A 19905-nucleotide genomic window follows, 5' to 3' on the forward strand; every position below is an offset into this window, starting at 1 on the left:
TTTCTCCCCGTTCCTGTGATTCTCTCCGGGCAGGTATAGACGTTCATGCGGGTTCCCCGGGCAAAGCCGATCAGGGTGATGTTCATGGCCTCGGCAATCCGGATCACCTGGTCGGTAGCCGCGGCCCGGGTGACCAGGATGGGGACCCCGCTGCGGCCGACCTTCATGATGATCTCAGAAGAAATTCTTCCGCTCGCCAGAACCGCTTTGTCGCCAGTCGGGATCCGGTTGAGAAAGCAGAACCCCAGGACCTTGTCCACGGCGTTATGCCTTCCCAGGTCTTCGGCGAAGGCCAGAAGGGATCGGCCGTCGGTCACGGCGGCGCTGTGGGTCCCTCCGGTCTTGAGGTAGGTTGAAGAGTGATGATGCAGTTCGTGCATCCGCTCCATGATCTCAACCGGGGAAAGGTCCATGCTCCCGGAGATCCGGGGTTCGCTGATGGCATCCATCACGTCGCATAGAATCGTCCCCCGTCCGCATCCTGAGGTTAACGTGATTTTTTTGACCCGGTCTTCGAGGTCAATTTCCATGCCGGTCAACTCCATGGAGATCAGGTCCTCTTGTTCTTTAAGATCCATGGAGAGAATCTGTTCCGGGGATTGGATGATCCCTTCGGAGAGAAGGAACCCTGCGGCCAGTTCCTTTCTTTGCACCGGCGTGCAAAGGAGCGTTATGAATTCCTTGCCGTTGATCTCTAAGTGGAGGGGGCGTTCCAGGGTAATTCGGTCGTTCATCTCGTTCCATGAACCCTTTTCATAACGCATGATCTTGCGTTCCGTGTAAAGCGCCGACGTTTGGTCCTGCATGGGTCTGCCTTTTCGATAGTGTGGGAAAGAGGAGTTCCCTGTGTCTCACAGCCCTTGTGTCATGGGATATTTTTTCAGAAGCTCTATAAACTTTTCCGCAGGTTGGGTGTGGAAGGACTTTTTATGGTAAATGAGACTGAAATCACGTTTAAACCGAACGTCTTTAAAGGAAAGGGCCTTGAGGACCTTGAACCGGACTTCTTTCTGAACGGCCCATCCCGACAGGATGGAGACACCCAAACCGTTTTCCACCGCCGTTTTGATCGCTTCCGTGCTCCCCAGGTACATGACGATGTTGAGCTGATCCGTATAGATCCCTGCCTTTTCCAGGGTGCTTTCAACCACCTGCCGGGTTCCGGAGCCTTCTTCACGCATGATGAACGGCTGATCTTGAATCTCATGGATGGAGATGTCTCTGCGATCCGCCCATGGATGCGTGCTGCACACGATCAGGAGGAGTTCATCCGAATCCATTTTCTCCACTTCGAGGCGCTGGTCCTTGACCTCTCCTTCCACCATGCCGAGGTCGATCTTCGCCTTGAGAAGACTGTCAATGATCGTCTGGGTATTGCCTCTCTCAAAATCGATCAGGATGTCCGGATAACTCTTTTTGAAATCCACAATGATATTGGGAAGATAATAGGTGGCCAGTGTGGTGCTCGCTCCGATCAGGAGCTTCCCTTTGACCATGCCGGTGGCTTCATTGATTTCTTTTTCGATCGCGGCATACGAGGAGAGGATCTTCTTGGCATGTTTGTAGATGATCTCCCCGGTCTTAGTCAAAGAGACGGACTTGTTGCTCCGCATAAAGAGTTTGGTTCCCAATTGTTCCTCAAGGGAACGGATCTGCAGACTGATGGCGGGCTGCGTGAGGTACATGGCCTTGGATGCCTTGGAAAAACTTTTGGTTTCGGCTACAGAGCAGAATACCTTGAGCTTATGATCGTCCATAAACCGCCCTTATTAATTTTCCTTAAACGGCCATAAGGATTTTTTATAAAATATCACAAGTCATACCCGTGGTCAACCCTTACCGCAAACAGTATATCCAAAATTGAAAATAATGTGATTTCCTCAACTGATAAGAAAAGCATATTTATTTAATATCTGGTATTTATCAATATATAATAAGGTATATATACCTTGTAAAGCAGTGAACAAATCAACGATGTCCCCCCCTTTCCGTCCTTTCCTCGGCTTGGTTTAGCTTGCTGTGATACCTGCCATAGCTGAAGTAGATGATGAGGCCGACTCCCAGCCAGATCGTAAGACGCGCCCAGTTATGCCACCCGAGCGAGAACATCAGCCCTATGTTGAAGAGAACGCCCAGCGCGGGGACCAGCGGTATCATCGGACAGCGAAACGGCCGCCGCTGGTTCGGGTTGGTATAGCGCATGATCCAGACGGCCGCGCACACCACCACGAATGCGAACAGCGTGCCGATGTTGACCATTTCCGCCAGGGCATGGATCGGAAACAGGGCTGCCACAACGGCCACGACGGACCCCGTCAGGATCGTGGCCTTGTACGGTGTCCGAAAACGCGGATGAACGGTTCCGAAGAACTCGTACGGCAGCAGTCCGTCGCGTGCCATAGCGAAGAATACGCGCGGCTGGCTGAGCATCAGCACCAGCAGTACGCTGGTGATCCCGGCTACGGCGCCCAAGGAGATGATGAACACTGCCGCCGTCAATCCGTAGGGCACAAACGCCGCGGCAAGCGGAGCGTCGATGTTGATTTTCGTGTACGGGACCATGCCCGTGAGCACGGCGGAGACAGCGATATACAGCAGGGTACAGATCGAGAGCGAAGCAATGATGGCGATGGGAACGTCACGCTGCGGGTTGCGCGCTTCTTCGGCGTGTGTGGAGACCGAATCGAAGCCGATGTAAGCGAAGAAGACGTATGCCGCCCCACTCGCTACACCGGTCAAGCCGAAGGGCATGAACGGGCGCCAATTCGCCGTGTTGACGTGCGGAATGCCGGCGACAATGACGAACAGCACCACGGCAAGTTTCAGAACGACTATGGCGGCATTGAATCGAGCGCTTTCCCGGATGCCGATCACAAGCACAACCGTAACCAGCAGGACGACAGCGGCAGCCGGCAGATTGAACCAGGCCCCCGGCGTGCTGAACGGGTCGCTCGCCAGAAACGGCGGTATATGCAAACCGAACAGATCGAGGAAGTGCAGGAAGTACTTGGACCAGCCGTAGGCCACGGTGCTTGACGCCATGCCGTATTCCAGAATTAAGTCCCAGCCGATGATCCATGCCATCAGTTCGCCGAGCGTGGCATACGCGTACGTGTAGGCGCTCCCTGCCACCGGAATCATGGACGCGAACTCAGCGTAGGATAAGGCGGCGAAGGCGCAGCCGAGACCGGCGATCACGAAAGAGAGCACCAGGCCCGGACCGGCATAATCATGAGCGGCGAGGCCCGTCAGTACGAAAATCCCGGCGCCGATAATCGCCCCCACGCCGAGCGCTGTCAGCGAAACCGGGCCCAGCACCCGCCGCAGGCGGTTTTCTCCGGCCATCTCCTCTTCGATCATCTTGACGGTTTTCACTGCAAACAGTTGTCTGCGAAGGTTCATAGGTTCTCCAAGGTCCCGCGTATGATGGAAAGGCGGCGGAGCGGTCAATGGAAGAACAGGGCAATGACCAACCCGGCTGCAATCCGGTAGTACCCGAAGCCGGTGAAGTCGTGCCGCTGGACAAACGTGACGAAGGCCCGGACCACAAGCAGTGCGGAAATGAACGCCGCCACGAAGCCCACCCCAAAAGGCAAGGCATCACTCACCGACAAGAGGTGGCGCGCCTTGAATAGGCTGTACAAGCTCGCCGCGAACATGGTGGGCAAAGAGAGATAGAACGAAAACTGCGTCGCGCTGGGCCGATTCATGCCGGCAAGCATCCCGCCGATGATCGTTGCCCCGGCACGCGACACGCCGGGGATCAGCGAGAGGACCTGCGAGACACCCACCCAGAGGGCGTGCCGCCATCCCATGGACTCGATCGTCTGAACCTCAAAACGGCGCTGCCGCCGCTCAACGATCAGAATGATGATCCCGCCGCCGACGAGGCTTGCTGCCACCACCAGGGGTCTGAACAGATGGGCCTCGATGGTCTTGTGGAACAAGAGCCCCACTGCCGCTGCCGGCAAAAAAGCGAGAAACACTTTCGCGATCAGCGCCTGGGCCCTGGTTTCGTTCGAAGCGCTCCTGATCAGCCCGTGAAGCGGTTTGGCAAAATGACAGGCCACGGCGAGGATGGCCCCGAGTTGAATAAAGATCTCGAAGGTCTCTCGAGAGGCCTCAGGGTAATTGAGAAGGGACGAAAATACGATGAGATGCCCGGTTGAGGAAATCGGCAGAAACTCCGTGATGCCTTCCACGATCCCGAGTACGATTGCTTTGAGTACGATCATTGCGCCAATTTCTTTCTGAACCCTGCGCCTCCAGAGCGGCATGAGCTGCTTATTTTGAGCATACGGGAGATTAGCATTATATTTTCGATATGTCAATGCAGACATCTTGGCGCATTTTCGATTCCGGCCCCGGGCGCCGTCATTTCAGCGGGAAACCAATACGGACCATTCAGCTCTTTTCTTGCAAAACCCGATTGAATTAGTGTAATAGTATAGATGAGAATGTGAAGGGAGAGAAACCTCGCCATGTTAAACAGAGAAACAAGAGGCAGGGTATCCGGGCTGCTGTTGTTCGCTTTTTTTCTTTTATTCCACTTGAGGTATCTCATCAAGAGATGGCCTATCTTCGATCCTGTGGCCAGGCTGAACAGCCTGCTGATCACATTGACCATTATCTTGTTTCTGTCCGCTTATTTGATCCGGCAAAGGGCGGTTGAGTTTCCTCATGGGTTTATGGAAACGGTATATCCGCTTCTGTGCGCTATCCTTCCGCTCGTTATTTATCATGATGTGGAGATCTTGCGTTACATCTCTCCCGGCCGCTCGATTTACAGGCATCTCAATGGACTTTTTGGACTTTACAGCCATCATTTGCTGGGATGGAATCTCTGCTCGATGACGCTGATCATTACCGGCAATCTGATCACGCTATCAGGTATGGTCTTTCTGAAACGGTCCTTCAGTCTCATGGTCGAGGCCAGGGCGCCTGTCTATCGCGGGATATACGCTTATATCAGGCACCCCCTCTATCTCGGCGAAATGATTGCAACGGCGGGAGTCCTCATATTCAGATTCTCAAACATCAATATGGTTCTGACCCTCCTCTTTGTTTTAGGCCAGAAAATCAGAGCAGGCATCGAAGAGAAAAAACTGATTCATGCCTTTCCTGAGTACCTGGAATACAGAAAAAAGACAGGCGGGTTTTTCCCTAAGTGGTCCTGTTCGTAAATAGGGTGACGTACCGGCCCATGGCCAATTTCGGCTGTAGCCGGTATATTGACGACTTGAATCCCGTTATTGCCGTCCGCCTGATTTTTTAGCGGCTGCACTCCCGGCAGAACGGCCGCCCTGCCTGCCTGTGCTACGGCAGACAGGTCGTAGGGCAGCTATGGTCAAGGATGCAAGATGAAGATAGGGTTTTTTTGTCTGGTGTTGCTGAGCATGGCCGCCGGTGCATGGGGCGAGGATCTGGATCTAAAAGACAGCTGGACCTTTAATCTGTATTTTGAGAACGATCTCTTTGCCGAGAGCGATCAGGACTATACCAACGGCATAAAGCTATCCTGGGTGTCTCCGGATCTGCAGAGTTATATCGCCGACCCCCGCCTGCCTGACTGGGTGCGCCGGGTCAACAAACGGCTGACGTTCTTTCATAAGAGCGCCGAAGGCTTGCAGCGCAACCTCGTGATCTCCATCGGGCAGAGTATGTATACGCCTGAAGACCTCCACCGGAGCGATCTGATCAAAGATGACCGTCCGTACGCAGGCTGGCTTTATATGGGATTCGGCTTCCACAGCAAGACTGAAGACCAGCTCGATTCCGTGGAAATGCATATCGGTGTCGTGGGGCCCGCCTCTTTTGCCCATGAGGCCCAGAACTTTGTGCATGAACTGCGCGGCTTCGAAAAATTTCAGGGCTGGGACAATCAATTGCGCAATGAACCTGGGATTGCCGCGGTGTACGAGCACAAGGATAAATTTTTACTCAAGAATTACCGCCGAGGTTTCGGCACGGACGCCATCACCCATTTCGGCGGCAGCCTGGGTAATGTGGCGACTTATTTGAATCTTGGTATTGAGACGCGCATGGGATGGAATATCCCCGGAGACTTCGGCACCTCCGCCATCCGCCCGGGGGGTGACAACAGCGCCCCGGGTTCGCGCTGGGACCCCAGGCTTTCAGGAAAATCAGCATGGGGCCTGCATGCCTTTGTCTCGGTGGATGGCCGCGCGGCGGCGCGTGATATTTTCCTGGACGGGAATACCTACAAAGACAGCCACCGCATCGGCAAGGAACCCCTGGTCGCCGATGCGGCGGCGGGTGTAAGCCTGATCTACAAGCGTATCAAACTATCCTATGCCCAGATCTTCCGCACCAAGGAATTCCGAGGTCAGAAGGAAGGCCATTCATACGGCTCGCTCTCTTTTTCATATATATACTAAGAACGGCCGTTGCCCATGATAAATTTGTTTTCCCTCTTTCATTGTTAGGGAGGGGTGGCTGCGTTTTTTGTCATCCGCAAGCAGCCAAAGACTAAGCGTACTTTTCGCGTGAGCTGTCGCATTTTCTACGCGACGCTGCGTACACCGTTGGATGTCGAAGACTGAATTCCTTCTATGATCTATAAGAGTCCATTGAACAGTCTGTTGGCCGCCATTTTTTTTCTCCTTGCGATCTCGTCCCTGCCGGGCTGTGCTCGGAAAGGGGCCGAACTCTTCGAAAAAGAGGGATGTATAAACTGCCATACCTTCAAGGGAAAGGGCGGGAGCATGGGACCGGATCTCACGGCCGTCACCAACCGGAGGTCCGACCGGTGGATCAGGCGGCAGATCAAAAATCCCCTGGACAACGATTCCAATTCCAGGATGCCCCCTTTTGATGACCTTTCAGAATGTGAAATAAGATCGATGATCCGTTATCTGAAGGGCTGAGGTCCATGGAGTTTCTGAGCACTGTCGTGGAACCTGGAACGGCCCTGGACTGGAGCCTGCCGATAGGAGCATTCCAGCCCGGGAGACATTCGCAAATAATTTATACTAAGACGTATTTTTTTCGCAAGCTATGGACTTTTCGGCTGAAATGCGCTAAATTTATGCTTAATATTTTGGCTGATAGATGAGGATGACCCGAAATATCTGATGAGCGTCAGGTCGGATGGGTTATTCAGCTTAGCAAGGGCTCATCCTAAGGAATACCAAGGCGATAGAATATGTTCTGGTCTCAAAACCTCAACATCTCTTGCTCCGGTACCTTTTTCCTTCCTATTCCATTATTTTATCCCTTCAGAAACAACAGGTTTATATCTTCACAAACCTATAGCGGGTCCCATTCAACTCTTTCTGCAGGGGGGTGACAATGAAGGAGAACAAATCAAAATGGCTCATCCACTATTGACTTTTATTTTCCCCCTCGATATAGTAGTGACAATGAAGGAGAACAAATCAAAATGGCTCATCCGGCTCACTGTCGGAATCATCGCTTTCATCCTGATCTACAGTATTGTCCTTATCTTTTATAAAACCTATTTTGTGGGAAGATAAGCCCCGTTCCCTTCACCGGGAACCATGGGCCGCCGTCTATGACTGATCTGAAGCATATCAGGGGCACTTAAAAAGCAAAGGAGATGCAATGAAATCGCCAAACTTCTTTGATGATCTTTCCCGGAGCGGGTTCTCCAGAAGGGAATTCCTGAAACTCTGTACGGCTGCGGCTGTCTATATGGGTCTTCCCGCCGGCATGGGGGCCCGTATCGCCGAGGCCGTGGCCGGTCCGAAACGTCCGACCGTCATCTGGCTCTCCGGACAGGCCTGCACCGGCTGCGTCGAGTCCCTGCTCAGGCCGAACCATCCCACCCTGGAGCATCTGATCCTCGATGTGATCTCGCTGGACTATCTGGAGACTCTGAGCACGGGCGCCGGCCATCAGGCTGAAGAATATCGCAAGAAATCGGTTGAGGAAAACAAGGGAAGGTTCATTCTTGTCGTGGATGGGTCCGTGCCCATCAAAGACGGCGGTATTTACTGCAAGATCGGCGGAGAGACCATGGTGGACCTGGTGACGGAGATGGGATCGCAGGCCATGGCCGTCATCGCCATCGGGTCCTGTGCATCATGGGGCGGCATCCCCTCCGCGCATCCCAACCCGACGGGGGCGACCCCGGTGTATCAGGTGCTCAAGTACAAGGGGATCGAGACCCCTGTGGTCAATGTGCCGGGGTGTCCTCCGAACGGCTACAACTTCCTCTCCACGGTTCTTCACTTCCTCACCTTCCAGAAGCTGCCCGAGGTTGACGACAAACTGAGGCCCAAGTTTGCCTACGGGCGGCTGATCCATGAAAATTGTGAGCGGCGCCCCCATTTTGATGCAGGGAGGTACGCCGAGGCCTTCGGTGATGAGGGGCACCGGAAAGGCTGGTGCCTCTATAAACTCGGATGCAAAGGGCCGGAGACGTACAACAACTGTCCCGCCATCCTCTTCGGCGACGTGGGTTCGGGGGCCTGGCCCGTGGGTACGGGGCACCCCTGCTTCGGATGCTCCGAAGGAGGCGTGGGCTTCAATGTGCCGCTGCACACCATGGCCCGGCTGAATTTCTGGACAACTCCGGCTTTTTATCCGCATATCTTTGAGCGCAGGGGCGAAGGCCTGTCGCTGGCAGAGGGCGCCGTGATTGTTGCCGTGGGCGGCGCTGCCATCGGAGCCGGGGCCATGATTGCCAGGAACCTCGGTAAGCACGAAGGGCAGGAAGGAGAAAAAACCTCAGAAGATACAGAATCTTAAAAGAGATGGACTCATAAAAAGTCCTCAAATGGGACGGCACAGTAAAAAGCTCCGGATGCAAGGCGCGCAAATCCTGAGGAATGAGGCGTACTAAGAGGTACGCTGCAATGACGAAGGATGAAGCGCAACGCCGCAGACGGACTTTTTACGAAGCCGTCAAGAGAGGTAGGCCATGGATATGAAGCGACGGGATTTTCTGAAGGCGGCGGCCGGGAGCGGTGTGCTCTTGACCTTGGGGGCGGGACCCGCTTTTGCGAGGGCGCCCAAGCTGCTGCTGCCGGGAGCGGTGGGGATCCTCTATGACGCAACGGTCTGCATCGGCTGCAAGGCGTGCGTCTCGGCATGCAAGCAGTACAACGATATGCCTCCCGAACATTCCTCGCTCGAAAGGCTTTATGATGACCCGCTGGATCTTTCTTCCAAGACGTTGAATGTGATCAAACTCTATTCCAACGGTACGGGCGCCGTGAAAGACCGTGAGATCGACGGGTATTCCTATATCAAGAGGCACTGCATGCATTGCATTGATCCGGCCTGTGTCTCGGCCTGCCCGGTCTCGGCGCTTACCAAGGATCCTTCTAACGGCGTGGTCCAGTACAACAAAAATGCCTGCCTCGGGTGCCGGTACTGTCAGATCGCGTGTCCCTTCAACGTTCCCAAGTTCCAATGGGATCAACCCTTTCCTCAGATCAAGAAGTGCCGGCTCTGCGCCCACCGGCTGGTCAAGGGCGGCATGCCCGCCTGCTGTGAGTTCTGCCCCACGGGGGCCTCGCTCTTCGGCCACGTGGCAGACCTCAGGCTTGAGGCAAGGCGGAGGTTGAGCCTGGAGCCGGGGCAATGGTACGAGTATCCCGTGCAGACGGTCACCTCATCATTCAAGAACTACCGGCAGGTTTCCCTGTATGTCCACCATATTTACGGCGAAAAGGAAGGGGGAGGCGCCCAGGTCCTCCTCATGGCCGGAGTCCCCTTCGACAAGCTCGGACTTCCGGCGCTCCCGGACCAATCCGATGCCAACCGGTCGGAAAGCATCCAGCATACCATCTATAATAAAATGATCGCTCCGGTGGGGCTTCTCGGCATCCTGCTCTATAAAGTCTACATCAACACAAAGGACGAAGAATAAGGAGATGCCATGACTCAAGCCAAGCCCTTAAGCGGCAAGATCCTGACCAAGACCTTCCTCCTCTGTTCGGTCTTTGTCCTGATGGCGCTCTATTTTCTTGCCCAGCGGTTCATATACGGGCTCGGCGCCGTGACCCACATGAACGACGGCTACCCCTGGGGCCTATGGATCACCTATGACGTCCTGGTCGGAACCGCCCTTGCGTGCGGCGGATATGCCATGGCGCTGCTCGTCTATGTATTCAACCGGGGAGAGTACCATCCCCTTGTGCGGCCGGCCCTGCTGACCAGTCTCTTGGGCTACACCATCGGCGGCGTCTCTATCTTCGTGGATGTGGGCCGGTACTGGCAGGCCTATAACTTAGTTCTCCCCTGGTTCTCCCAGCTCAACTCGGTCATGTTTGAAGTGGCGCTCTGCATCACCACCTATGTTCTCGTCCTCTGGATCGAGTTTGCTCCCATATCCCTGGAACGATTTAATCAGCCAAGGCTCCTGAAAATCCTGAACCGGATGGTGGTGGTCTTCATCGCCGTCGGCGTGCTCCTGCCGACCCTGCATCAGTCGTCACTGGGCCTGCTGGTCTACATCGCCGGGCAGAAGATCTCCCCTCTGTGGCAGACCGGTCTCCTGCCCCTTCTGTTCCTCCTTTCGGCGATCACCATGGGCTATTCCATGGTCATCTTCGAAGCGATTATCTCAGCCCTAACCTTCAGGAGGCCCATGGAAATAAAACTGCTCCAGGGCATCTCGGCCATTATCTCCAATCTGATCGGACTCTACCTGGTGCTCCGTTTCGGGGACCTCGTCTGGCGGGAAGAGCTAAGACTCGCCTTCAAGGGAGACTTGAAGGGCAACATGTTTCTGATCGAGAACCTCCTGCTCATCTTCCCCATGGTGGCTTTATCCAAGCCGTTCAAGATGACTAAGCCGCGCTGGCTTTTCGTTTCCGCGGCATTGATGCTCCTCTCGGGCGCCGTGTACCGCTTCAATACGTATCTGATCGGATATGACCCGGGCCCGGAATGGCGGTATTTCCCTTCGGTCCCGGAGACCATGATCGTCCTCGGATTCATTGCTCTGGAGATCATGGGCTACCTGTACGTGGTCAAGAAGTATCCGGTGCTGTCAGGCGCAAAGAAGGGATGATGCGCAGTATTTTTTTCAGAAACTGTGTCGGGAAAAGCCAAGTCATATAGGAGGGCCCTATGGCAAAGAGAATCGTTGTGGACCCGATTACAAGAATTGAAGGCCACCTGCGGATCGACTGCGAGGTGGACGGCGGAAAAATCACGAATGCCTGGTCTTCCGGCCAGATGTGGCGCGGGATCGAAGTCATCCTCAAGGGAAGGGACCCGAGGGAGGCCTGGATCTTTACCCAGAGGATCTGCGGTGTGTGCACCACGGTGCACGCCGTGGCTTCCGTCCGCTGCGTTGAAAACGCGCTCGGGATGGAGGTTCCCATGAACGCCCAGCACATCCGGAACCTCATCATCGGCGCTCACGGGGTCCATGACCATATGGTGCACTTCTATCATCTGGCGGCCCTCGACTGGGTGGATATCGTCTCCGCGCTCAAGGCCGACCCAAGGGCCGCGGCTCAACTGGGGCAGAAGCTTTCTCCCTGGCCTCGGAACACCTATGAGGAGATCAAGGCCGCGCAGGAGAGGCTGCAGGGTTTGGTGGACTCCGGCCAGCTCGGCGTCTATGGGAGCGGCTACTGGGGGCACCCGGCCATGAAACTCGCCCCCGAGGTCAACCTCCTGGCCGCCGTCCACTATCTGCAGGCCTTGGAGTACCAGAGGGAGATCAACAAGGTGGTCGGCATCCTCGGGAGCAAAACCCCGCACATACAGAATCTCGCCGTGGGCGGCGTAGCCAACCCCATCAATCCCGAGAGCCAGTCCACCCTTACACTCGAGAGACTCTATTACGTCAAGAGCCTGATCGACAAGGTGGGTGAGTTCGTGGAAGACGTCATGCTCGTGGATACGGCGGCCGTGGGCGCCTTTTATGCCGACTGGACCGGATACGGAAAGGGAGTCACGGATTATCTCTCGGTTCCGGATATGCCCATGGACACCCGGGGCACGGTCTTCGCTCTGCCTGGCGGATATATCCCCAACGGCGATATCAGCAAGTTCACCCCCATCAAGAGCTACCATGACGATTTTTTCATGAAGAACGTGAAGGAGAGCATCAAACATTCCTGGTATGACGGCGACTGGAACCGGCACCCGTGGGACGAGGATACGGCGCCGAAATACACGGATTTTCAGGATAACGGCAAGTATTCGTGGGTCAAGTCGCCGAGCTTTCAGGGGAAGCCCGCCCAGGTGGGGCCTCTGGCCAATGTTCTCTGCATGTATGCCGCCGGTCACGAACCCACGAAAAAGTATGTGGACAAAACCCTGGCCACGGTCAGCTCCCTGGCCGGCACAAAAGTCGGGGTGGATGCCCTGCACTCCACCATCGGCAGGATCGCGGCCCGGTCGGTTCGGTGCGCCGTGCTCTACGACACCCTCAAGGGACAGTGGCAGGCCTTGATGGAGAACATCGCCAAAGGCGATATGACGACGTACAACCGCCCGGTTTTCCCCAAGGGCGAGCAGCGGGGATTCGGTTTCCATGAGGCCCCCAGGGGGACGCTCTCACACTGGATCGTGATCCAGGACGGGCGTATCGGGAACTACCAGGCCGTGGTCCCCTCCACGTGGAACGCGGGACCGAGAAACGACGAAGACGCCCTGGGTCCTTATGAAGCATCCCTGATCGGGAATCCTGTGGCTGACCCGGAAAGACCATTGGAGGTCCTGAGGACCATCCATTCCTTTGACCCCTGTCTGGCCTGCGCGATTCACCTGGTGGACAAAAGGAACCATGAGATCGTGAGGGTCAAGGCGCTATAATGGCGTGCAGGACCTAAGTGGTCCTGTTCGTAAATATGGTAACGTACCGAGATGGTCGTAGTGCGGTCTCATCAAGGCGCGCGACTGAGGCGTACCCCCTGTGGTACGTCGCAAGGAGCGGAACGCCGAGGAGACCGCACTACGACCCTCGAATGCGACCGTATTTACGAATAGGGCCACTAAGACTGCAAGAGCCTTGAGGAGGATCATTGAACGTCTTGGTGCTTGGAATCGGGAATGTCCTCCTCATGGATGAAGGAGCGGGGGTTCGGGCCGTTGAGGAAATGGATCGGAGGTTCCAACTTCCCGAAAGTGTCGAGACCCTGGACGGCGGCACATCGGGGATCGACCTTCTCCCCTATATTCGGAACAGGGACTATTTGATTATCATTGATGCCGTCAAGAGCGGTCACCCTCCGGGCGCCGTGGTCAGGGTGGAGGGGGAGGACGTTCCCGCCACGTTCAGAACAAGGATTTCACCCCATCAACTCGGTCTTTCCGACCTTCTCGCCGCCGCACGGCTGACAGGGGAATTTCCCGCCCGGATGGTCCTCTTCGGTGTGGAACCGAAACGGATCGAAGTGGGGCTCGGCCTTTCGGATGAAGTTAAAGAAGGCCTGGAGCAGCTCATTGATATGGTGGCTGGAGAACTTCGATCCCTGGGCTGCGAGGTGGAACTCAAGGCCGGGGCAACACCCGCAGCCAAGAGCTTCTGGGAAGAATGAAGGCGGACGACAAACGACGGATGACAGAAAACAAAGGGAAGCCATGTGTCTCGCGGTACCCTCGAAGATCGTGAAGATAGACGGGCAGAAGGCCACCGTGGACGTTTACGGCGCCCGCCGGGAAGTGAACCTCATGCTCCTGCCTGAAGAAGCGGGCATCGGGGATTATGTACTGGTGCACGCGGGATTTGCCATGCAGAGAGTCGATCGGGAATCAGCCGAAGAGTCGCTGCGTCTCATCAGCCGTCTGGTGAACGGACAGGAAGAGGAACCCTGAGCAATCGCAATCCTTCTTTGAAAGAGGACGGCATCCTGGGGATATGATCGTGCATGAATTATCCGTCGCCATGAACATGATTGAGATGGCAGAGTCTGCCTGCGTGGAGCAGGGATATTCCCGTGTGGAAGCCGTGAGCATCCGGGTAGGACGGGCATCGGGCATCATGAGGGATGCCCTTGTGTTTGCCTTCGACTGCGCAAAGGCCGGAACCCTGGCCGCGGATGCGCGCCTCGATATTGAGGACGTGCCCGTGGGAGGCGCCTGCAACGACTGCCATGCCGAGTTTTCGGTGGAGGAGGCCTTTGTATTCAATTGCCCGGCATGCGGGGGCAAATCTTTTCAGATCACCTCCGGACAGGAACTGCACATCGTGGAATTGGAGGTTGACTCATGAAGGTCAAGATGATGAGAAAAATTCTTGAAGCAAACGACCGGATTGCCGAAAACAACCGCCATATCCTCTCCAAGGCAGGTCTCCTCACCCTCAACCTCATGTCCGCCCCGGGAGCGGGAAAGACGACGCTTCTTTCCAGGACTATCCGGGCCCTGGACGGCCGGATCCGGATAGGCGTGATCGAAGGAGATATCCAGGGGACCCACGACGCAGAAGTCATTTCGGCCTTGCATGTGCCGGTTGTCCAGATCAACACCGAGGGGGCCTGCCACCTGGACGCCAACATGATCGCTGATATGCTGCACGAGCTCCCTCTCGATGAGATGGACCTGCTGGTCATCGAAAACGTGGGGAATCTGGTCTGCCCGGCGGAATTCGACGTGGGTGAGGACGCCAAGGTGATGGTTCTCTCCATCACCGAAGGAGATGACAAGCCCCTGAAATATCCGCTGATGTTTCAGAAATCGGAGGTTCTGATTCTGAACAAGATTGACCTTCTGCCCCATCTCGACGTGGACCTGAATAAGATAAAAAAGGACGTCCGGGCGCTGAATCGCGGCATGGAGATATTCGATCTCTCCTGCAAGAGCGGAGAGGGGCTGATTGACTGGATCCAATGGCTGGAGAAAAGGATGGGCCGGCTCCATTGAGTTTTTAAAAGGCCTGCGCGATCTTCGCAGCGGGGAGATTTCTCGGGTATGGCGCAGAGGACGGAATCGGAAATCAAAAGGCTGCGGATCGAGGTGAAGGGCGTGGTCCAGGGGGTCGGCTTCAGGCCTTTTGTCTATCATCTGGCCCGCTCCAACCGGCTCAACGGCTACGTGATGAACTCCTCTTCCGGCGTGGTGATCGAGGTTGAAGGCGCCGCCACGGATGCCTTCATGGCATCGTTCCGGAGGACCCCTCCTCCCCTCGCCCGGATCATGAGCGTCCATACCGAGGAACTCTCGCTTAGGGGAGACGGGGATTTTCAAATCCGACCGAGTCTAAACCTGGGCGAGTCCACCCAGGTTTCGCCCGATGCCTCCATTTGCGATGATTGCCTCTCTGAAATGCTGGACCCCGGCGACAGACGTTATCTCTATCCTTTTATCAATTGCACGGACTGCGGGCCCCGTTACACCATCACCCGTGCGGTGCCCTACGACCGCCCTAACACGACCATGTCTCCCTTTCTCATGTGCCCGGCCTGCCTCAAGGAATATGAAAATCCTGCAGACCGGCGCTTTCATGCGCAACCCAACGCCTGTTCCCTCTGCGGCCCCCAAGTTCTTTTCCTCCGCGACGGAAGGCAGGAAACCGGGCGGGAGGCCGTGAACGCGACGATCAGGGCCTTGAAAGAGGGTTTGATCGTGGCGGTGAAAGGACTCGGCGGGTTCCATCTGGCGGTCGATGCGGAAAACGCCGAGGCTGTTGAAAGACTGAGGCGGCGCAAGCGGAAGAACAACAAGGCCTTTGCGCTCATGGCGCCCGACATGGAGCATGTGCGGCGCTATTGCCGGCTCTCTCCGGAGGAGGAGGCCTTTCTGCTCTCAAGGGAACGACCGATTCTTCTCCTGCGGAGACGTGAAGACGTACGGATGCATGAGCAGGTCGCGCCCGGCGCCCCGGACCTTGGATTCATGCTCCCTTACACGCCCCTTCACGTCCTGCTCTTCCGTCAGCCGCAGGAGGGAAATCCCGGTCAGTGCCCGAACTTCCGGGCTCTGATCATGACCAGTGGAAACATGAGTGAAGAACCGATCATCAAGGAGAACGCAGGGGCCGCCGAAAAACTCTCTCCCCTCGCGGATGCCTTCCTTTTTCATGACCGGGAGATTTTCATGCGCGTCGATGACTCCGTTGTACGGCTCGACGGCGGTCGTCCACGGTTCATACGGAGGGCTCGGGGCTATGTGCCGGTTTCAATCTTTCTTGGAGAGGATGGGCCTGAAGTTCTGGCCTGCGGCGCAGACCTGAAGAACACCTTCACCCTCACCCAAGGGGACTCGGCCATTGTGAGCCAGCACATCGGAGACATGGAGAACCTGGAGACCCTTGAGTTCTTTGAAGAGACGCTGAACAATCTCAAAGAGGTCTATCGCATCTCACCGAGGGCCATCGCGCACGACCTTCACCCGGGATACTTTTCCACCCGCTGGGCGTTGGAGCAGACAGGCGTTCTTAGGGTCGCCATTCAGCACCATTACGCGCACATCGGATCGGTCATGGCGGAACAGGGAATCAGAAAAAAAGTGATCGGTGTGGCCCTGGACGGCACGGGATATGGAACCGACGGAACGATATGGGGCGGCGAGTTCCTGGTGGCCGATCTCCGGGGATTCGAACGGGCCGCCTCGTTTAAGCCCATCCCCCTTCCCGGCGGAGAAGCCGCCGTAAAAGCTCCATGGGTCATGGCCGTCAGCTATGTGAAGGATCTCTTCGGATCCGATGCCCTCTCTTATCTCGATGCCCTGGGATTCCTGGGGAAATTCGGCGCCCGGACGGTCGGTAATGTGCTGAAGCTGACTGAGAATCCCGGCCTCTCACCGCAGACCTCATCGGCGGGCCGGCTCTTCGACGCGGTCTCCTCTCTGCTGGGCCTGAGAGACAGCAACACCTATGAAGGGGAGGCCGCCATGGCCCTCGAGTCCGGCGCAAGCTCAGGGCGGCACGGGCGCTATCCCTTCCGGATATCAGAGGGAGCGCATCCGGAGATTGACTTCTCCGAAACCCTGACCGCGCTGATTCAAGACCGCATAGAGAAGAGAGACGCCGGCGCTATCGCCGCCATGTTTCACAACACGGTGGCCCAAGCCGTCTGCGATATGGTGATCAGAATATCGGAAGCCACCGGCATCCGGCAGGTCGTCCTGAGCGGGGGAGTCTTCCAAAACAGGCTGATCCTGAAGGAGGTCATGGAGGCATTGTGCCGGCGGGGTCTTCGTCCCTGCACCAATGAAAAGGTACCGTGCAATGACGGCGGGGTCTCGCTGGGACAGGCCTATCTCTTAAGGGAGCGTATGAAAAAAGGAGACGGGGAGATCCGATGAATTTCGACACCCGGCAGGTTAGCGGGAAAATAGGGGAGATGATGCAGTCCATAGGTCGGCCGGTGAAACTGATGGAAGTCTGCGGCACCCATACCATGGCCATCTTCCGTCACGGGATCCGCTCCCTTCTGCCCGAATCCATTCATCTGCTGAGCGGACCGGGCTGCCCCGTTTGTGTGACTTCCTTAGGCGACATCGAGGCGGCCGTCTCTCTGGCGCAAACGAAGGGGGTTCTCCTAACCACATTCGGCGACATGATGAGAGTTCCCGGAAGAAAGCGCTCTCTCGGCGAAGTCAAGGCCGAAGGCGTCGATGTCCGCGTGGTCTACTCGCCTCTGGATGCCCTGGACATCGCCGAGAGCCATAAGCAGAAGGAGATCGTCTTCTTCGCGGCGGGATTTGAGACCACTTCGCCGCTTTCGGCCGCCACCCTTTTCGAGGCCGAGCGCCGCCATATCGGAAACTTTTCCATTTTTTCGGCGCATAAACGGGTGCCGCCTGCCCTTCGGGCCCTGCTCAAGTCAGGAGACGTTCAGGTCGACGGATTTATCCTTCCGGGGCACGTCAGCACGGTCATCGGGAGCCTGCCCTACGGCTTTCTTGCCGAAACGTACCGGAAGCCTTCAGTGATCACGGGCTTTGAAGCCTCCGACGTCCTCTCAGGCATCCTGATGATCCTGAATCAGATCCGATCGGGAAAGGCGGAAGTCAGCATCCAGTACGCCAGTGTGGTCCGGGAAAAGGGGAATCCCAGGGCCCTGGCCATGATTGAAGAATTCTTTCAGGTCGAAGACGCCCACTGGAGGGGACTCGGCGCCATTCCGGAAAGCGGTCTGGGACTGAAAGATGAATTCCGGGATCGGGATGCGATTCGGAGGTTTTCTCTATCCCGTCCCCATCTGAAAGATCCTTCAGGCTGCCGGTGCGGGGACGTCTTAAGAGGGGCGAAGCTTCCCACGGATTGCAGCCTCTTCGGAAAAGGATGCACTCCCGAAAAGCCCGTGGGGGCCTGCATGGTCAGTGCCGAAGGGAGCTGTGCGGCTTATTATCAATATATGTAAGCGGGCGCCGTGAGGAATCCCATATCATGAAACAGCGGAAAGGAGCAGGTCTTGGAGGAGGATAAGATTCTTATCGCCCACGGCAGCGGCGGCCGCGTGATGCACGGACTTATCGAGGATCTGATCGCACCGGCTTTCGATATAACAAGACTGGCGGATGCCGCCGTCCTTGAAGATTTCCCTTCCGGAAGGGCGGCCTTCACCACCGACAGCTATGTGGTCTCGCCGATCTTCTTCCCCGGCGGAGACATCGGGGAACTGGCCGTCTGCGGGACTGTGAACGATCTGGCCATGATGGGGGCCGCGCCCCTCTACCTGAGCGCCGGTTTCATTCTTGAAGAGGGGCTTCCCCTCCGTGACCTGAAGAGAATTGTCTTCTCCATGGCCGATGCGGCGCGAAAGGCCGGCGTCCGGATCATGGCCGGAGACACCAAAGTCGTGGAGCGGGGGAAATGCGACGGGCTCTTCATCAATACGGCAGGTGTGGGTGCTCTCCCCGCAGGGCTCGACCTTTCTCCGGAACAGGTGCGAACCGGTGACCGGGTGATCGTCAGCGGGCCCATCGGCATGCACGGTATGGCCATCATGGCCGGGCGTCACGGCCTCAGTTTCGATCCTCCCATTCTGAGCGATACGGCCCCGCTGAACAGGCTGGTGGCTGATATGCTCTCCGCAACATCCGGGATACGCGTCATGCGGGACCCCACACGAGGCGGCCTTGCGACAACTCTGAAGGAAATTGCCGAGGGAGCGCCCTGCCGGATTCTCCTCAAAGAAGAGGCGCTGCCCCTTGTTCCAGGCGTCCGGGGGGGCTGTGAACTGCTCGGTCTGGACCCCCTTTATGTTGCCAACGAAGGCATCCTGACCGCGATTGTGGAGGCCTCCGAGTCGGAAAGGTTAGTGGATTGCATGCGAAACCACCCCCTCGGTCAAAGCGCCGCCGTGATCGGAGTCGTAATGCCAGGGGAAGACGGGAAGGTTCTGCTCGAAACCCGGGCGGGCGGCACGCGCATGCTTGAAATGCTGATGGGCGATCAACTTCCCAGAATCTGCTGAACCAGGCGCTAAAATCCTGAAGAGGTCTCCGCTCCTTTCTAAAATATTCCCGGGTGTGCGACAAATTTATGGGTACACATCAGAATTACATAGGGTTGTCATTGTCCGGTCCCCCGATCGGGGTCGGAGGACAGGCCCGACCGGACAATCCAGTTTCTTAATTGTCTGGATTCCCCGATCGAGTCGGGGAATGACGCTCTTAGAGAAATGTTTACCCACAAATTTGTCGCAGACCCCAATATCCACGGTAAATTTGTTCTACCCGATATAAGCGGAAAATAGAGGGTTTGCTATTTTCATCACACAAGCAAAATCAGACACTTGCGTGGAGAACAAATTTACCGTGCCCAAATATCCAGGGTCATGTCATAGTTCGGCATAGCCTGTTGATATCGTAGCGCAAATATATTTCACTGGCTTTTCTATTGGGAATCGTGTATAAAGGTTTTATGGCAAACGATCCCCCGCACACACCGATTCACCACGCGCCGCAGGTTTATCCCACCACAGATACACTTCTTGTCCGCCCCATCATAGCCACCGAGCGTGAAACGTGGGATACGCTCATGAACCGCCATCATTATCTTGGTTT

General features: G+C 56.2%; 20 protein-coding genes. 16 read left to right on the plus strand and 4 right to left on the minus strand.

What is annotated here, in order from left to right; genetic code table 11:
- The 4 genes from AUK29_09980 to AUK29_09995 form a co-directional block, all read right to left on the minus strand.
- On the minus strand, window positions 1-806 hold an 806-nt coding region (locus AUK29_09980; GenBank protein OIP61499.1), incomplete at its 3' end, for a formate dehydrogenase family accessory protein FdhD.
- A 45-nt stretch (window positions 807-851) separates the two neighbouring features.
- Entirely contained in the window at window positions 852-1757 is a 906-nt protein-coding gene (locus AUK29_09985; protein ID OIP61500.1) for a hypothetical protein, read from the minus strand.
- 211 nt (window positions 1758-1968) lie between these two features.
- Window positions 1969-3402, minus strand: a complete 1434-nt coding sequence (locus AUK29_09990; GenBank protein OIP61501.1) for an amino acid permease — start codon at window positions 3400-3402, stop codon at window positions 1969-1971.
- Between the two features lie 44 nt (window positions 3403-3446).
- Window positions 3447-4235 (minus strand): hypothetical protein, encoded by a 789-nt coding sequence (locus tag AUK29_09995; protein OIP61502.1) that lies wholly within the window; start codon window positions 4233-4235, stop codon window positions 3447-3449.
- 246 nt (window positions 4236-4481) lie between these two features.
- On the opposite strand from AUK29_09995, the gene AUK29_10000 reads away from it, so the two are divergent.
- From AUK29_10000 to AUK29_10075, 16 genes are all read left to right on the plus strand, one after another.
- A complete protein-coding gene (locus tag AUK29_10000) occupies window positions 4482-5183 on the plus strand; it encodes a hypothetical protein (protein OIP61503.1) in 702 nt (233 codons plus the stop codon).
- A 177-nt stretch (window positions 5184-5360) separates the two neighbouring features.
- On the plus strand, window positions 5361-6398 hold the full coding sequence (locus AUK29_10005) for a hypothetical protein (GenBank protein ID OIP61504.1): 1038 nt from the start codon (window positions 5361-5363) through the stop codon (window positions 6396-6398).
- A 174-nt stretch (window positions 6399-6572) separates the two neighbouring features.
- The gene (locus AUK29_10010) at window positions 6573-6887 is read left to right on the plus strand and encodes a hypothetical protein (protein ID OIP61505.1); all 315 of its coding nucleotides are present in this window, start codon (window positions 6573-6575) and stop codon (window positions 6885-6887) included.
- Between the two features lie 5 nt (window positions 6888-6892).
- On the plus strand, window positions 6893-7075 hold the full coding sequence (locus AUK29_10015; protein OIP61506.1) for a hypothetical protein: 183 nt from the start codon (window positions 6893-6895) through the stop codon (window positions 7073-7075).
- Window positions 7076-7094: 19 nt separating this feature from the next.
- A complete protein-coding gene (locus AUK29_10020; protein ID OIP61507.1) occupies window positions 7095-7496 on the plus strand; it encodes a hypothetical protein in 402 nt (133 codons plus the stop codon).
- Between the two features lie 88 nt (window positions 7497-7584).
- Entirely contained in the window at window positions 7585-8733 is a 1149-nt protein-coding gene (locus tag AUK29_10025; GenBank protein ID OIP61508.1) for a hydrogenase 2 small subunit, read from the plus strand.
- A 178-nt stretch (window positions 8734-8911) separates the two neighbouring features.
- Window positions 8912-9859: a hydrogenase 2 protein HybA gene (locus AUK29_10030; protein ID OIP61516.1), complete on the plus strand. Its 948-nt coding sequence runs from the start codon at window positions 8912-8914 to the stop codon at window positions 9857-9859.
- A 9-nt stretch (window positions 9860-9868) separates the two neighbouring features.
- Complete coding sequence (locus AUK29_10035; GenBank protein OIP61509.1) at window positions 9869-11005, plus strand: Ni/Fe-hydrogenase cytochrome b subunit; 1137 nt, start codon at window positions 9869-9871, stop codon at window positions 11003-11005.
- A 59-nt stretch (window positions 11006-11064) separates the two neighbouring features.
- Window positions 11065-12765, plus strand: coding sequence for a hydrogenase 2 large subunit (locus AUK29_10040; protein ID OIP61510.1), 1701 nt, complete (start codon window positions 11065-11067; stop codon window positions 12763-12765).
- 209 nt (window positions 12766-12974) lie between these two features.
- Window positions 12975-13490, plus strand: coding sequence for a hydrogenase expression/formation protein (locus tag AUK29_10045; GenBank protein ID OIP61511.1), 516 nt, complete (start codon window positions 12975-12977; stop codon window positions 13488-13490).
- Between the two features lie 43 nt (window positions 13491-13533).
- Window positions 13534-13767, plus strand: coding sequence for a hydrogenase assembly protein HypC (locus AUK29_10050; protein ID OIP61512.1), 234 nt, complete (start codon window positions 13534-13536; stop codon window positions 13765-13767).
- Between the two features lie 49 nt (window positions 13768-13816).
- Window positions 13817-14164, plus strand: coding sequence for a hydrogenase maturation nickel metallochaperone HypA (locus AUK29_10055; protein ID OIP61517.1), 348 nt, complete (start codon window positions 13817-13819; stop codon window positions 14162-14164).
- The gene (locus AUK29_10060; GenBank protein OIP61513.1) at window positions 14161-14814 is read left to right on the plus strand and encodes a hydrogenase accessory protein HypB; all 654 of its coding nucleotides are present in this window, start codon (window positions 14161-14163) and stop codon (window positions 14812-14814) included. Before AUK29_10055 ends, AUK29_10060 begins: the two co-directional genes overlap by 4 nt.
- A gap of 48 nt (window positions 14815-14862) precedes the next feature.
- Entirely contained in the window at window positions 14863-17196 is a 2334-nt protein-coding gene (locus AUK29_10065) for a carbamoyltransferase HypF (protein ID OIP61514.1), read from the plus strand.
- A complete protein-coding gene (locus tag AUK29_10070; protein ID OIP61515.1) occupies window positions 17193-18257 on the plus strand; it encodes a hydrogenase formation protein HypD in 1065 nt (354 codons plus the stop codon). The genes AUK29_10065 and AUK29_10070 overlap by 4 nt, the downstream gene beginning before the upstream one ends.
- Window positions 18258-18356: 99 nt before the next feature.
- Window positions 18357-19313 (plus strand): hydrogenase expression/formation protein HypE, encoded by a 957-nt coding sequence (locus AUK29_10075; GenBank protein ID OIP61518.1) that lies wholly within the window; start codon window positions 18357-18359, stop codon window positions 19311-19313.
- Window positions 19314-19905: the final 592 nt, after the last annotated feature.

It is taken from the genome of Nitrospirae bacterium CG2_30_53_67 (genome assembly GCA_001873285.1).
Taxonomy (GTDB): Bacteria; CG2-30-53-67; CG2-30-53-67; order CG2-30-53-67; family CG2-30-53-67; genus CG2-30-53-67.

Excerpts from the sequence above, each read along its gene's own strand:
- AUK29_10070 (OIP61515.1), top strand. The coding sequence starts at position 17,193 with ATGAATTTCGACACCCGGCAGGTTAGCGGGAAAATAGGGGAGATGATG.
- AUK29_09990 (OIP61501.1), bottom strand. The coding sequence starts at position 3,402 with ATGAACCTTCGCAGACAACTGTTTGCAGTGAAAACCGTCAAGATGATC.
- AUK29_10000 (OIP61503.1), top strand. The coding sequence starts at position 4,482 with ATGTTAAACAGAGAAACAAGAGGCAGGGTATCCGGGCTGCTGTTGTTC.
- AUK29_10010 (OIP61505.1), top strand. The coding sequence starts at position 6,573 with ATGATCTATAAGAGTCCATTGAACAGTCTGTTGGCCGCCATTTTTTTT.
- AUK29_10025 (OIP61508.1), top strand. The coding sequence starts at position 7,585 with ATGAAATCGCCAAACTTCTTTGATGATCTTTCCCGGAGCGGGTTCTCC.
- AUK29_10065 (OIP61514.1), top strand. The coding sequence starts at position 14,863 with ATGGCGCAGAGGACGGAATCGGAAATCAAAAGGCTGCGGATCGAGGTG.
- AUK29_10035 (OIP61509.1), top strand. The coding sequence starts at position 9,869 with ATGACTCAAGCCAAGCCCTTAAGCGGCAAGATCCTGACCAAGACCTTC.
- AUK29_10030 (OIP61516.1), top strand. The coding sequence starts at position 8,912 with ATGAAGCGACGGGATTTTCTGAAGGCGGCGGCCGGGAGCGGTGTGCTC.
- AUK29_10020 (OIP61507.1), top strand. The coding sequence starts at position 7,095 with ATGAGCGTCAGGTCGGATGGGTTATTCAGCTTAGCAAGGGCTCATCCT.
- AUK29_10015 (OIP61506.1), top strand. The coding sequence starts at position 6,893 with ATGGAGTTTCTGAGCACTGTCGTGGAACCTGGAACGGCCCTGGACTGG.
- AUK29_10060 (OIP61513.1), top strand. The coding sequence starts at position 14,161 with ATGAAGGTCAAGATGATGAGAAAAATTCTTGAAGCAAACGACCGGATT.
- AUK29_10005 (OIP61504.1), top strand. The coding sequence starts at position 5,361 with ATGAAGATAGGGTTTTTTTGTCTGGTGTTGCTGAGCATGGCCGCCGGT.
- AUK29_10040 (OIP61510.1), top strand. The coding sequence starts at position 11,065 with ATGGCAAAGAGAATCGTTGTGGACCCGATTACAAGAATTGAAGGCCAC.
- AUK29_10050 (OIP61512.1), top strand. The coding sequence starts at position 13,534 with ATGTGTCTCGCGGTACCCTCGAAGATCGTGAAGATAGACGGGCAGAAG.
- AUK29_09985 (OIP61500.1), bottom strand. The coding sequence starts at position 1,757 with ATGGACGATCATAAGCTCAAGGTATTCTGCTCTGTAGCCGAAACCAAA.
- AUK29_09995 (OIP61502.1), bottom strand. The coding sequence starts at position 4,235 with ATGATCGTACTCAAAGCAATCGTACTCGGGATCGTGGAAGGCATCACG.
- AUK29_10075 (OIP61518.1), top strand. The coding sequence starts at position 18,357 with ATGCACGGACTTATCGAGGATCTGATCGCACCGGCTTTCGATATAACA.